The 13,928-nt window shown below is 71.2% G+C and carries 10 protein-coding genes and 2 pseudogenes; 6 read left to right on the top strand and 6 right to left on the bottom strand.

The annotated features are described in order from the left end of the window. Positions 1-27 precede the first annotated feature (27 nt). A complete protein-coding gene (gene rpsA / locus BX285_RS14610) occupies positions 28-1,518 on the bottom strand; it encodes a 30S ribosomal protein S1 (RefSeq protein ID WP_030061640.1) in 1,491 nt (496 codons plus the stop codon). A gap of 415 nt (positions 1,519-1,933) precedes the next feature. Between rpsA and BX285_RS14600 the strand changes: the two genes are divergently transcribed. After that, positions 1,934-2,824 (top strand): class I SAM-dependent methyltransferase, encoded by an 891-nt coding sequence (locus tag BX285_RS14600; protein WP_121175347.1) that lies wholly within the window; start codon positions 1,934-1,936, stop codon positions 2,822-2,824. Further along, positions 2,821-5,331 (top strand): ATP-dependent helicase HrpB, encoded by a 2,511-nt coding sequence (gene hrpB, locus BX285_RS14595; protein WP_398900297.1) that lies wholly within the window; start codon positions 2,821-2,823, stop codon positions 5,329-5,331. Before BX285_RS14600 ends, hrpB begins: the two co-directional genes overlap by 4 nt. Positions 5,332-5,401: 70 nt before the next feature. Here hrpB and BX285_RS14590 read toward each other — a convergent pair. Continuing rightward, a pseudogene (locus tag BX285_RS14590) lies at positions 5,402-5,572 on the bottom strand (NUDIX domain-containing protein); the annotation flags it as partial. Between BX285_RS14590 and BX285_RS39465 the strand changes: the two are divergent. After that, positions 5,571-5,978 carry an ATP-dependent helicase C-terminal domain-containing protein gene (locus tag BX285_RS39465; protein WP_121175345.1) on the top strand — a complete coding sequence of 136 codons (408 nt, stop codon included), beginning with the start codon at positions 5,571-5,573 and terminating at the stop codon, positions 5,976-5,978. The pseudogene BX285_RS14590 and the gene BX285_RS39465 overlap by 2 nt on opposite strands. On the opposite strand, the gene BX285_RS14580 is transcribed toward BX285_RS39465, so the two are convergent. Continuing rightward, positions 5,900-6,439 carry a GNAT family N-acetyltransferase gene (locus BX285_RS14580; RefSeq protein ID WP_259470530.1) on the bottom strand — a complete coding sequence of 180 codons (540 nt, stop codon included), beginning with the start codon at positions 6,437-6,439 and terminating at the stop codon, positions 5,900-5,902. The two genes, BX285_RS39465 and BX285_RS14580, sit on opposite strands and share 79 nt — an antisense overlap. Before the next feature lie 10 nt (positions 6,440-6,449). Then, positions 6,450-7,688: a hypothetical protein gene (locus BX285_RS14575; RefSeq protein WP_147465161.1), complete on the bottom strand. Its 1,239-nt coding sequence runs from the start codon at positions 7,686-7,688 to the stop codon at positions 6,450-6,452. Positions 7,689-8,194: 506 nt separating this feature from the next. On the opposite strand from BX285_RS14575, the gene BX285_RS14570 reads away from it, so the two are divergent. The 3 genes and pseudogenes from BX285_RS14570 to BX285_RS14560 form a co-directional block, all read left to right on the top strand. Then, positions 8,195-8,626 (top strand): ATP-binding protein, encoded by a 432-nt coding sequence (locus BX285_RS14570; RefSeq protein WP_121175343.1) that lies wholly within the window; start codon positions 8,195-8,197, stop codon positions 8,624-8,626. A gap of 15 nt (positions 8,627-8,641) precedes the next feature. Next, entirely contained in the window at positions 8,642-9,202 is a 561-nt protein-coding gene (locus BX285_RS14565) for a hypothetical protein (protein WP_121175342.1), read from the top strand. A gap of 73 nt (positions 9,203-9,275) precedes the next feature. After that, a pseudogene (locus BX285_RS14560) lies at positions 9,276-10,061 on the top strand (methyltransferase domain-containing protein); the annotation flags it as partial. A 57-nt stretch (positions 10,062-10,118) separates the two neighbouring features. Here BX285_RS14560 and BX285_RS14555 read toward each other — a convergent pair. Next, positions 10,119-10,880, bottom strand: a complete 762-nt coding sequence (locus tag BX285_RS14555; RefSeq protein ID WP_097238362.1) for a GNAT family N-acetyltransferase — start codon at positions 10,878-10,880, stop codon at positions 10,119-10,121. A 158-nt stretch (positions 10,881-11,038) separates the two neighbouring features. Further along, positions 11,039-13,726, bottom strand: a complete 2,688-nt coding sequence (gene polA, locus BX285_RS14550; RefSeq protein WP_179853076.1) for a DNA polymerase I — start codon at positions 13,724-13,726, stop codon at positions 11,039-11,041. Positions 13,727-13,928 lie beyond the last annotated feature (202 nt).

Genomic DNA, 13,928 nt, shown 5'->3' with positions numbered 1-13,928 from the left:
GCTATCGGCTAGCGGGAAGCGAGAGCCTCAGCTCTGGCCGCCGGCCAGCTTCTCGCGCAGGGCGGCCAGGGCCTCGTCGGAGGCCAGGGCGCCCGAGCCCTCGTCGCTGCTGGACGAGTAGGAACCACCGGCGGCAGCGGCGACGGCGTCGCCACCCTCCTCGGCGGCCTGGGCGTCGGCCTCGCGGCTCTTGATGACCTGGGCCTGGTGCTGCTCGAAGCGGGCCTGCGCCTCGGCGTACTGGCGCTCCCACTCCTCGCGCTGCTTCTCGAAGCCGGGCAGCCAGTCGTTCGCCTCGGGGTCGAAGCCCTCCGGGTAGATGTAGTTGCCCTGGTCGTCGTACGAGGCGGCCATGCCGTACAGGGTCGGGTCGAACTCGACCTCGGCCGGGTTGGCACCCAGGGCCTCGTTGGCCTGCTTCAGCGACAGGCTGATGCGGCGACGCTCCAGGTCGATGTCGATGACCTTGACGAAGATCTCGTCGCCGACCTGGACGACCTGCTCCGGGATCTCGACGTGGCGCTCGGCCAGCTCGGAGATGTGGACCAGACCCTCGATGCCCTCGTCCACGCGGACGAACGCACCGAACGGAACCAGCTTGGTGACCTTACCCGGAACGACCTGGCCGATCTGGTGGGTACGGGCGAACTGCTGCCACGGGTCCTCCTGGGTCGCCTTCAGCGACAGGGAGACGCGCTCGCGGTCCATGTCCACGTCGAGAACCTCGACGGTGACCTCCTGGCCGACCTCGACGACCTCGGACGGGTGGTCGATGTGCTTCCAGGACAGCTCGGAGACGTGCACCAGGCCGTCGACGCCACCCAGGTCCACGAAGGCACCGAAGTTGACGATCGAGGAGACGACGCCGGAGCGCACCTGGCCCTTCTGGAGGGTGGTGAGGAAGGTCTGGCGGACCTCGCTCTGGGTCTGCTCCAGCCAGGCACGGCGGGACAGGACCACGTTGTTGCGGTTCTTGTCCAGCTCGATGATCTTGGCTTCGAGCTCCTTGCCCACGTAGGGCTGGAGGTCGCGGACGCGGCGCATCTCGACGAGCGAGGCCGGGAGGAAGCCACGGAGGCCGATGTCGAGGATGAGACCACCCTTGACGACCTCGATGACGGTACCGGTGACGATGCCGTCCTCTTCCTTGATCTTCTCGATCGTGCCCCAGGCACGCTCGTACTGAGCGCGCTTCTTGGACAGGATGAGACGACCCTCCTTGTCCTCCTTCTGGAGAACCAGGGCCTCGATGTTGTCACCGACGGCGACGACCTCGTGCGGGTCAACGTCGTGCTTGATCGAGAGCTCGCGGGACGGGATGACGCCCTCGGTCTTGTAACCGATGTCGAGGAGGACCTCGTCACGGTCGACCTTCACGATGACGCCCTCGACGATGTCGCCATCGTTGAAGTACTTGATGGTCTCGTCGATGGCGGCGAGGAAGGCCTCCGCGTCGCCGATGTCGTTGACCGCGACCTGCGGGGTGGTGCTGAGGGAGGAGTCGGTGGGGCTCGTCATTAGGAAAAGGGCTCCGGTACGGACATGAAAGTCGTAGGTAATGCCACGCGGAGGGCCCGTATCGCTCCCACCGAAAGCCGGACAGCCAAGAACACGGCACACCGACGGTTCCCGCACAGCGAGAAAATCGGCGTCCGTCTTGCGACCGTGGGGTCTTCGACAGATGCGAGCGCGACCTGCTCCGTCCGAGGCGCGCAGGCCCGCAGCGCAACTTGTAGCATACGGGGACGGCCAGGCACGGTCAACGCCAGAAGAGGCAAGACGGTGGAGCCCGGTACGGATCAGGCCATATCCTCCGATTGCGCACCTCGCGGTGGCGCCCGAAGGGGCCCTTCCCCGGATGCCACCGCCAGGATCCGGACCCTTCGACGGGCCGGTTCGCGGCAGCGGCGCTTCCGCACCCACACCCTACGCGATGGGCATTATCACCGTGGCCACCACCCCCCAGTCCGACGTGCACGATCTTGACCCCGACGGCCGTGATCTTGTAGAAGCCGGTGACGACGGCGACGGCGACGACGCGGTACGACGCGACGCCGGCACCGGGGAGAGCAGCCGCGCCAGCCGGCACTGGTGGGACCGCAACGCCGACGAATACCAGGACGAGCACGGCGAGTTCCTCGGCGACGACCGCTTCACCTGGTGCCCCGAGGGCCTGGACGAGGCCGACGCCCGACTGCTCGGCGAGGTCGCCGGCAAGGACGTCCTGGAGATCGGCGCCGGCGCCGCCCAGTGCTCGCGCTGGCTGACCGGCCGCGGCGCCCGCCCCGTCGCCCTGGACATCTCCTTCCGCCAGCTCCAGCACTCCCGCCGGATCGACCTCGGCCGCGGCACCACCCCCGTCCCCGTCGTCCAGGCCGACGCCGCGGTGCTGCCCTTCGCCGACGCCTCCTTCGACCTCGCCTGCTCCGCCTACGGCGCCGTCCCGTTCAGCGCCGACACCGTCGCCCTGATGCGCGAGGTGCACCGGGTGCTGCGCCCCGGCGGGCGCTGGGTGTTCTCGGTGACCCACCCGATCCGCTGGGCCTTCCCCGACGAGCCCGGCGTCGAAGGCCTGACCGCGATGTCCTCCTACTTCGACCGCACCCCGTACGTCGAGCAGGACGAACAGGGCAACGCCACCTACGTCGAGCACCACCGCACCCTCGGCGACCGGGTCCGCGAACTCGTCGCCGCCGGCTTCCGGCTGCTCGACCTGGTCGAACCCGAATGGCCGGCCGGCCTGGAGCAGGAGTGGGGCGGCTGGTCCCCGCTGCGCGGGCGGCTGATCCCCGGCACCGCGATCTTCGTCGCGGAGCGTTCGTGAACCCTGCGTGGCGCGAGCTGCCCGTCCGCACCGCCCTGCCCGCCCTGCACGAAGCGCTGGCCGGGCACGGCACCGCCGTCCTCGCCGCGCCGCCCGGCACCGGAAAGACGACGCTGGTGCCGCTCGCCCTGGCCGGGCTGCTCACCGCCGAGGGGCCGGTCCGCCGGGTGCTGGTCGCCGAACCGCGCCGGCTCGCTGTCCGGGCCGCCGCCCGGCGGATGGCCTGGCTGCTCGGCTCCGCCGTGGGCCGCGAGGTCGGGTACACCGTGCGCGGGGACCGGCGCGTCGGGCCGGAGACCGTGGTCGAGGTGGTCACCACCGGCGTGCTGCTGCAACGCCTCCAGCGCGACCAGGAACTGCCGGGCGTGGACGTGGTCGTCCTGGACGAGTGCCACGAACGGCACCTGGACGCCGACACCGCGCTCGCCTTCCTCCTCGACGTCCGGGCGGCGCTGCGGCCCGAACTGCGGCTGGTCTGCGCCTCGGCCACCTCCGACACCGAAGCCTGGGCCGAACTCCTCGGCGGCGCACCGGTGGTGGAGGCGCACGGGGTCTCCCACCCGGTGGACGTGGTCTGGGCGCCACCGCCCCGCGCCGTCCGGCCCGCGCACGGCACCCGGGTCGACCCGGCGCTGCTCGACCACGTCGCCGCCGTCGTACGGCGGGCGCTGGGCGAGCGGGAGGGGGACGTGCTCTGCTTCCTGCCGGGCGTCGGCGAAATCGCGCGCGTGGCAGGGCAGTTGAGCGGCGCTCCGGCCGACGTCCTGCAACTCCACGGCCGCGCCCCGCAGCCCGTCCAGGACGCCGCCCTCACCCCGTCCGCCACGCGCCGCGTCGTCCTCGCCACCGCCGTCGCCGAGTCCTCGCTCACCGTTCCGGGCGTACGCATCGTGGTCGACGCCGGCCTCGCCCGCGCACCCCGCACCGACCACGCCCGGGGCCTCGCCGCCCTGGTCACCGTCCGCGCCTCCCTCGCCGCCGCCCGCCAGCGCGCAGGGCGTGCAGGGCGCGAGGCACCCGGCACCGTCTACCGCTGCTGGCACGAGGCCGAGGACGCCCGCGCCGCGCGCTTCCCGACGCCCGAGATCGCCCTCGCCGACCTCACGTCGTTCGCCCTCCAGGCTTCCTGCTGGGGCGACCCGGACGCCACCGGCCTCGCCCTGCCCGACGCCCCGCCCGCCGGGGCGATGGCCGCCGCCCGGCAGACCCTGCAGGCCCTCGGCGCCGTCGACCCCGACGGCCGCGCCACGCCGCGCGGCATCCGCCTCGCCCGTACGGGGCTGCACCCGCGCCTCGCCCGCGCCCTCGTCGACGGCGCCCCCGCCGTCGGCGCCCGCAGAGCCGCCGAACTGGTCGCCCTGCTCTCCGAGGAACCGCCGCGGGCGCTGGGCGACGACCTCGGCGCGGTCTGGCGGCTGGTCCGCTCCTCCAGCGACCCGTACGCGTCGCGCTGGCGCGAGGAAGTCCGTCGCCTGCTCCGCGCCACCTCCGACGAACCCGCCACCGACCTCCCCGATAGGGCCGCCGCCGGCCTCGTCGTCGCCCTCGCCTTCCCCGAACGCATCGCCCGTGCCCGGGTGGAGAAGCCCGCCCCTGGCGAGCGCAGCCCGTACCTGATGGCCTCGGGGACCGCTGCCGAACTCGCCCCCGACACCCGCCTCGACGCGCAGCCGTGGCTCGCCGTAGCCGTCGCCGACCGCCCGGCCGGCTCCCACTCGGCGCGGGTGCTGCATGCCGCGGCACTGGACGAGCCCACCGCCCTGCTCGCCGGTGCCTCGCTGCTCACCGCCCGCGAGGAGGTCCACTGGGACACCCGCCGCGGCGAGGTCGTCTCCCGTCAGGTGGAGTCCCTGGGCGCCATCGAGCTGTCCTCATCCCCGTTGGACCGCCCCGACCGGCCCCTCGTCCGCGCCGCGCTCCTCGAAGGCCTCACCCGCGAGGGCATCAGCACCCTGCTCACGTTCCCGTCCAACCTGCGCGAACGCCTCGCCTTCCTCCACACCGCCATCGGCGCCCCGTGGCCCGACGTCTCCGATGAGGCGCTGCTCGCCCACGCCGACGAATGGCTGGAACCCGAACTCTCCCGCGCCCGCCGCCGCACCGACCTCGCGAGGATCGACACCACATCGGCCCTCCAGCGTCTCCTCCCCTGGGCGAGCGGCGAGGCAGGCCGCCTGGACGAGTTGGCCCCCGAACGCATCACGGTGCCGTCCGGCTCCAAGATCCGCATCGACTACACCACCGAACGCCCAGTCCTGGCCGTCAAGTTGCAAGAACTCTTCGGCTGGACCAGCACCCCAACCCTCGCCGGAGGCCGCATCCCGCTGACCATCCACCTGCTCTCCCCCGCCGGCCGCCCCGCCGCCGTCACCGGTGATCTGGAGAGCTTCTGGCGCGACGGCTACCGAGCCGTCCGAGCGGATCTCAGGGGCCGCTACCCCCGCCACCCCTGGCCCGAAGACCCGACCACCGCCGAGCCCACCCGCCGCACCAACACCCGGAAATAGGTCAGTCGCGTCGATCCGGCCGGGTCGCGGAGAAGAGGACGAGTGCCAAGATCATGGTGGTGAAGATGATCAGCGCTTCACCGATGTCCATCTTGCCGCCGGGCAGGGCCCACATCCCGTTGTCGGTCCGTCGCTGGAGGAGCACACGGCCCGCCTCGTCGACCACGACCACGGACGCGGCCGGGACCAGCGAGTTCGCCTCGGGGGCGTTCGGGTCATCCACGTAGTCGCGCCTGGGCATGATCCACCACCTCCACTGCCGGGGTCACCAGACATTCCTACGGGCGACGGCACTCGGCGGGCAAACCGACGTTGACACATCAGGTGTCGGCCGTCATGAGCCCGGACACTCCCCCGCCGGCCGCCCCGCCGCCATCACCGGCGATCTGGAAGGCTTCTGGCAGAACGGCTACCACGCCGTCCGCGCAGACCTGAGGGGCCGCTACCCTCGCTACCCCTGGCCCGAAGACCCGACCACGGCCGAGCCCACGAAGCGCACCGACGACCGGAAGCAGCAAGAGAAGACCCCGCTACCCGTCTGTGGGTCGTGGGGTCTCGGGCTGCTCACTTATCGGAGATCTCGGACCATGCACCGGTACACCGGGGCACCGTCCCAGGACGGCGTCATGTCGCCCACGTTCCGGTAGCCCAAGGCCTCGTACAGCTTCACAGCTGCCTCGGCCTCCGGTCGAACCGCCAGGGTGATCCGATCAGCCTCGATGTCTTCGAGCACGGCCGCATGCAGGTCTCGTCCGAGCCCACGACGGCGATACCCCGGGGCGACCGCGATCTCCCGGATCACGAACGTACGACGCCCGTCCTCCCGCACGAATTCGGAATCCAAGCCGAGACTGTCCCACCAACGGCTGTCCGACTGGAGGAGCACCCCGAACGCGAATCCCACCAGGCCGCCGGATCGCGCGAGAACCAGCCGGAAGCCAGGCATCGTCCGGAACCTGTCGTAGCCCTCCAGGAAGTCGGCCAGGTCGCGCGGACCCTCGAAGTAGGGCGGCTCCGCAAACACCTGCTCGTAGAGCGGGGCAATCTCGTCCAGCAACCGGGCAGCGCTCTCGGCGTCAGTCACAGTCTCGAAGACGGGCTTCTCCACGGTGCTCCTTCTACGCAATCAAGTGGGCAGTGCTGGCGGCGGCGAGAGCGGGGTTCAGGGCCTGAAGATGGGAGTGCGCCTCCTGCATCGATGTCCGCGCCCGGCCCGACGAGACCTCGGTCAGCAGCACGGCCCCCGACGCGATTTCATGAGCGGCTTCCTCCGCCTCCCCCGCCTGTGCGAGAGCCCCGGCCAGGTTGAAGCGCACAAGCGCCTCATTCCGCGCGTAGCTGGACTCCTGACTCCCGAGCGATCGCCTCAGCCATTCAACAGCTGCTTTGTGATGCCCGGCTTCGGTGAACAAGGACGCCTGTGCAAGCGCGAGTTCCGCAGGCCCATGGAAGACGGCCCAGTCGGGTACCGGCCGCGCTCCCCGCTCCTGCTCGTAGCTACGAGTAGCCCGCGCGAGGGTCGAGCGCGCGCTGACGTGGTCACCGAGCATCGCCAGCGCTCGCGCCTCCCTCGTCATCAGGATCGAGACCAGCGAGGGGGGAGCCCACGCCTGGGCTCTATCCTGAGCACGACGAGTGAGTTCAAGGGCTTGCGCCGGCTCACGTTCGCGAAGGTTCATCAGTGCCATTGAGGCCAGCACAACCACGGCGAGCGAGTCATCCTGCAACTCTTCCGCACGCACCAGGGCATGATGCCAGTACGTCCGGGCGCGGTCGTTGTCACCGGCATCAAAGGCCAGCCACGCAACGTGCTCCGCTGTCTCCCCGGCAATCAACCGAAGCTGCCTGCCGATCGTGCTGGGGTAGCTGCTCGTGGCGATAAGCCGCTCGGCACGGGCCAGATGGGCCTGTGCCAGCGGACCGACAGTGGCACCGCCGAACCGATCGTCAAGGCCGTAGAGGGAAGCGAGACCGGCTCTCAGATCCATGACCGTCTCGGTGCCGATTCGAGGTGTGGGGACGGCAGCGGAAACAGCAGCACCACCGGCCAAAGCGAGGAACGATCGCCGGTTCACGTCTTCCAACTCCGCTCGTGGTGTCGGTGGGATTCCTGATCTGCGGTGGTCTGGGACGGTGAAGCCAGCCTGCTCCAGCGGGATGCCTAGCATGCCTTCGAGAACGCGCTGGCGTCCCGGCTGCGGGCACGGCGGCAAAGGCTGCCGCCAGCGGTGGAACTGGCGATCACTCACCTCCTCGTTCTCGCCCAGCTTGCGTGCCGTTGCCGCGTACACCTGTCTGAATCGCGCAGGGCCACTCCAGCCGAACTCAGCGCACAGACGCGTGAATTGTGTCTCCACATTGCAGACGGTAACTCGCCGACCGCTACCCGCGCAGACCTCGCTTCACAAAAAAGTCCGTCGAAAAGTCCGCCCCTCACCCGCCATCAATCTTGCGGCAGCGGTCAACTGGTGATCGGCCATCCGGCGTGACGATCGAACTACCATCCGTCACATTGTGCTGTGTGGCACTCATTGGGCTATGCCGCCGGCCGTTCCTGCGGCCAGCTCACGAGCTCGCCAGTTACCTCCGCATCTGCCGAGGCGAACCGAAAGGAGTGCATGACATGGACGAGAAGAACGGCACCAACAGCGGGTCCGGTGACCACAACGGCGACAAGCCGAAGTCCGAGTAACTCACACCGCTGACAGCCACCCGCGTTCCGCCAGGCCAAAGACCGGGTGGCCCTTGTGGCAGCCCACGCCGCGTCCCCAGTCGGCGAGGGCTGCCACCTCAACCCCTGACGTACCGCGCAGGCCAGTCGCGGCATTCCGACCATCCCTTTCCGCCCCTGAGGAAATTCGCCATGCTCAAAGTCTGTTGCCGCCCCCGTACGTTCGCCGCGCGGCTCGACTCCTGCATCGAATCCACGCCCGTCGCGCGGCACTTGCTCCGGGCGTACCTCTCGGCGCTCCCCGCCGGCGACCGCTACGCCGACACCGCCGAACTGCTCCTCGGCGAGCTGTTCGCCAACGCCGTCCAGTACTGCGACGCGCCCGACGACCGCCACATCGAGATCCGCTTCGCCGTCACCAACGGGCTTCTGCGCCTCGAAGTCCACGACGCGGGCAGCGGCCGCCCGTCCCTGCGCACCGTCACCCCCGACGACGAGCACGGACGCGGGCTCTTCCTCGTCAACGAGCTCTCCGCGCACTGGGGTTGCTACCCCCGCGCGGGCGGCATCGGCAAGTACGTCTGGGCCCTCATCGCGCCCACCCCCACCATCGCCGCCGCCTGAACAGGACCCGCACCCATGCGACTCGCCCTCACCGCCCGGCACCTGTTCGACACCGGCGCCACCCCCGCCCAGGCCTACGCCCTCCTCGCCCGCCGCACCCGCGCACCCCTGCGCTCCGCCCGCGCCGTCTGCACCGCCCTCGGCATCCCCGCCACCGAAACCACCCGCCGCCTCGACGACTGCCACGACGCCCTGCTCGCCAACCCCCGCCCGAACTCCGAAGCCGACACCGGCGAACTCCTCGAAGCCCTCGGCGTCTTCGACGTCCCCAAACCCCTCACCCCCACCGAACTCGCCGTCATCGACCTCTTCCTCACCGCCGTCGACGCCATGGGCGGCATCCGCCCCGGCCACCAGCACGGCCTCCACCGCTGGTTCACCACCGGAAACCTCACCACCGCCTACCTCTCCCTCACCGCCGCCCACCCCATGCCCCGCACCGGCAACCCCACCCTCTACTGGACCACCCTCATCCAGGCCGGCGAACTCCTCACCACCACCCCCAACCCCGACACCCGCCTCAAACACGCCCTCCACCGCTGCCGCACCCACGCCACCCAAACGGCCAGCCCGTAAGCGCAGGAAGTCGACCCCGCCGACTTCCTGCGCACCACCCAAGCTCGGCCACCGCCACACTCCCGGCGTTCACCAGGTCCTCGAAGTCGGCACCGGAACCGGCTACTCGACCGCCCTCGGCGCGCACCGCCTCGGCGACGCGAACCTCACCAGCATCGAGTACGACCCCCAGGTCGCCGAACGCGCCGCCGCTGCACTCCGGGCCGTCGGCTACGCCCCGCGCCTGCTCACCGGCGACGGCCTCGGCGGAGACCCGGACGGCGGTACCTTCGACCGGCTGATCGCGACCTGCTCGGTCCGGTACCTTCCGATGGCCTGGCTCCGCCAGGTGAAGCCCGGCGGCCGGATCCTGGTCACCTTGTCCGGGTGGGGCTACGCCAACGCCCTCGCCCTGCTCGACGTGACCGGCCCCGGCGAGGCCACGGGCCGGTTCCTGCCCGGCTACACCAGCTTCATGATCGCCCGGCCCCACGACCGCCCGCCCCGCCCGACGCTGGCCCTGCTGCCCGGAGCGGAACGCCCGAGCCGGATCGACCCGGCGAAGCTCGACACGTGGACCGGAAGCTGGATCGCCCAGCTCGCGTCGCCCTCCGCCGAGCGCATGGGCGCCGGCGGGCAGCAGATCCTCTCCGACGTGGCCACCGGCTCCCAGGCCCGCACCACGCCTCGCCCCGAAGGCGGTTGGACCGTCGTCCAGCGCGGCCCGCTCCGCCTGTGGGACCAGGTGGAGGCCGCCGTCGAGACGTGGCAGGGCGCGGGCGAGCCGCACCAGGATGCCTTCGGCATCACGGTCTCGACGGCGGCGCAGCGGGTCTGGCTCGGCAGCGAGGACGGCCCGGGCTGGGACCTGCCGGTCTGACCCGCCCGCGGGCCCGACGGTGGAGCGGGCCGGCCGGTTCCGGCGTGGCGCCGTCGTTCAGGAGGAGGCCCACCAGGTCGAGGGGGAGGCGACCGTGTACCCCAGCGACTCGTACAGCGGCCTGCCGAGCTTCGAGGCGGTGAGGGTGGCCGGCAGGTCCGCCAGGTGGGCGAGGGAGCCGAGCATGACGGCCCGGCCCACGCCGCGCGAGCGGAACGCCGAGGAGGTGCCGATCCAGTAGTGGCTGCCGACGCCGTCGGCCAGGACGCTGACGCCGGCGCCTGCGGTCATGCCGTCGATCGAGGCGATGAAGACGTCCACGCCCGGCTGTTCGATCAGCGCGGGAGGGAAGAGCTCGCCGGGGCGGTGGGGCTGGAAGCCGTCCAGGTCGAAGCCTTCGATCACGACCTGCTCGGCCGCCTGGAGGTCCTCGGGCCGCTGCACCCGGATCACGTCCAGGGCCGGTTCCGCGACGGGGCCGGGCAGGCGCAGCATGATCGGCATCTGCCAGTTGCGCAGGCCCAGGTGGCTCAGGTCGGTCGAGCTGAACGGGTCCTCGACGTAGGCCGTCCCCGTGGCCGCGCGGACCAGTTCGTTCACCTCGGCCAGTTCGCCGGGGTCGAGGTCGGGCTCCTGGATCAGGACCCGCAGGCCCGCGCGTTCGTCGCCGTCGACCGCGAGGAATCCGCGGCGCCGGATCACCTCGTGGCCCCGGCTGCGGCCGGTCGCGGTCCAGAAGGCGGCGGAGTTGCGGGCCTGGCAGGTCGGCGCCTCGGCGAGGGAGATGGACTGGTCGGTCGAAGGAGATCCCGTTGTCATTGGGCCTACGGTAGTACGAAATTGACCCATCGGAGGGTCCAATTCCGCATCAGCCGACCGGGCCTTCGTCTGCCGAAGCGGCCACGGAGGACGGCCGCGGACGACGGCGGGCCCGCACGCGCAACGCGTCCGGGCCCGCCGAGGACAGCACGCCGCCGTCAGTGCGCGGCGGCCTCCCAGTCGGCGCCGACGCCGACCGAGACGTCCAGCGGGGCGCGCAGCGGGTAGGCGCCCGCCATCTGCTCGCGGACGATCGCCTCGACCTGCTCGCGCTCGCCCGGGACCAGCTCCAGGACGATTTCGTCGTGCACCTGGAGCAGCATCCGGGAGGTCAGGCCGGCCGCGCGCAGCGCCTCGTCCACCCGGAGCATGGCGATCTTGACGATGTCGGCGGCCGAGCCCTGGATCGGGGCGTTGAGGGCCATCCGCTCGGCCATCTCACGGCGCTGGCGGTTGTCGCTGTTGAGGTCGGGCAGGTAGCGGCGGCGGCCGAGCAGCGTCTCGGTGTAGCCCGTCGCCCGGGCCTCGTCGACGACCCGGCGCAGGTAGTCCCGCACGCCGCCGAAGCGCTCGAAGTAGGTGTCCATCAGGCCCTGCGCCTCGGCCGGCTTGATGCCGAGCTGCTGGGAGAGCCCGTACGCGGAGAGCCCGTACGCCAGGCCGTAGGACATCGCCTTGATCTTGCGCCGCATCTCGGCGTCCACCGCGGTGCCGGGGACCTCGAAGACCTGGGAGGCGACGGTGGTGTGCAGGTCCTCGCCGGTGGCGAAGGCCTCGATCAGCGCCTCGTCCTCGGACAGGTGCGCCATGATCCGCAGTTCGATCTGCGAGTAGTCGGCGGTGAGCAGCGTCTCGTAGCCCTCGCCGACGACGAAGGCGCGGCGGATGGCGCGGCCCTCCTCGGTGCGGACCGGGATGTTCTGCAGGTTCGGGTCCTGCGAGGAGAGCCGGCCGGTGGCGGCGACCATCTGGTTGAAGGTGGTGTGGATCCGGCCCTTGGGCGAGACGGTCTTGAGCAGGCCCTCGACGGTGGTGCGCAGCTTGGCCTGGTCGCGGTGGCGCAGCAGGATGACCGGCAGTTCGTTGTCGGTCTGGGTGGCGAGCCAGGTGAGGGCGTCGGCGTCCGTCGTGTAGCCGGTCTTGATCTTCTTGGTCTTGGGCAGCGCGAGCTCGCCGAAGAGGATCTCCTGGAGCTGCTTGGGCGAGCCGAGGTTGAACTCGTGCCCGGCGGCGGCGTGCGCCTCCTCGACGCAGCGCTGGATCTCGGCGGCGAACTGCGCCTCCAGCCTGGTGAGCCAGTCGCGGTCGGCGGCGATGCCGTGGCGTTCCATCCGGGCGAGCAGGGCGGCGATGGGCAGTTCCATGTCGCGCAGCAGCTCGGTGGCGCCGACCTCGGCGAGCCGGGTGTCGAAGTGCGCGGCGAGGTCGAGGACGGCGCGGGCCTGCAGCATCAGCGCCTGCGCGTGCGCCGTCGGGTCCTCCTCCGGTGCGTCGAAGGCGAGTTGGCCGCTCTCGGCGGCGGGGGCCGGGGCGAGCGAGCGGGCCAGGTACTCCTCGGCGAGCACCTCCAGGGTGAAGGTGCGGCGGCCGGGCTTCTCCAGGTAGGCGGCGAGCGCGGTGTCGGCGACGACGCCCTCGATGGTCCAGCCGCGCTCGGCGAAGGCGCGCATGACCTGCTTGGCGATGTGCAGGGCCTTGGGGGCGGCCGGGTCGGCGAGCCAGCCGGCGAAGGCCCGCTCGTCCTCCTCGGTGAGCAGCGCCGGGTCGAACCAGGCGGCGGACTCGCCTGCGGCCAGGGCCACTTCGGTGACCTCGCCGCTGCCGAGTGCCCACTGGTAGACGGCGGCGAGGGCGACCGTGGTCTTGCCGTCGGAGGCGTGCTCGCGCAGCCAGGCGGCCAACGTGCCCGGGTCGGTGAGCAGTTCGCCGTCGACCTCGACGCCGGGGGCGAGTTCGGCTTCGGCGGCGGCCTCGCCGGCGGCCGGGTCGATGCCGAAGACGCGGTCGCGGAAGTTGGCGTTGCGGAACTCCAGCGACTCCATGAGGGTGCCGACGGCGGCCGTGTCGAAGGGCGTGCGGGCCAGGTCGGCGACGCCGAGCGGGAGTTCGACGTCGCGGACCAGCTCGGTGAGCACCCGGTTGCGCTTGACCGAGTCGAGGTTGTCGCGCAGCTTCTCGCCGATCTTGCCCTTCACCTCGTCGGCGCGGGTGACGAGTTCCTCGAAGGAGCCGAACTGGTTGACCCACTTGGCGGCGGTCTTCTCGCCGACGCCGGGGATGCCGGGCAGGTTGTCGGACGGGTCGCCGCGCAGCGCGGCGAGGTCCGGGTACTGGCGCGGGGTGACGCCGTACTTCTCGGTGACCTTCTCCGGGGTGAAGCGGGTGAGTTCGGAGACGCCCTTGGTCGGGTAGAGGACGGTGACGTGGTCGGTGACGAGCTGGAGCGAGTCGCGGTCGCCGGTGACGATGTCGACGTCGTAGCCGGCCGCCTCGGCGGCGGTGGCCAGGGTGGCGATGATGTCGTCGGCCTCGAAGCCCTCGACGGTCAGCCGCGGGATGTTCATGGCGTCGAGCAGTTCGCCGATCAGGCCGACCTGGCTCTTGAACTCGTCCGGCGTCTTGGCGCGGTTGGCCTTGTAGTCGGGGAACTCGGCGGAGCGGAAGGTCTGCCGGGAGAGGTCGAAGGCGACGGCGAGGTGGGTGGGCTGCTCGTCACGGACGGTGTTGGCGAGCATCGACGCGAAGCCGTAGACCGCGTTGGTGGGCTGGCCGGTGGAGGTGTTGAAGTTCTCCACGGGCAGGGCGTAGAAGGCCCGGTAGGCCATCGAGTGCCCGTCGAGCAGCATCAGCCGGGGCCGCGGGCCGGCCCCGCCGCCACCCGTCGCGCCCTTGTCCGTACTCTGCGTAGCCACGTCAACGTCCGTTCCTGCCGATTCCACTACCGGCCACCGATCCTATGGCCCGGCACCGACAAAAGGGGCGCGGTGCCGGTGAGCACGGTGCCGGTGACCGCGGGGGCCGTGCCCGCAGGGGTGGGGACCCCAGGGG

Source organism: Streptomyces sp. 1114.5 (assembly GCF_003635085.1).
In the GTDB taxonomy this organism is placed as follows: Bacteria; Actinomycetota; Actinomycetes; order Streptomycetales; family Streptomycetaceae; genus Kitasatospora.
Note: the sequence above shows the minus strand (reverse complement) of the source record. Positions and strands in the feature narration are given on the sequence as shown.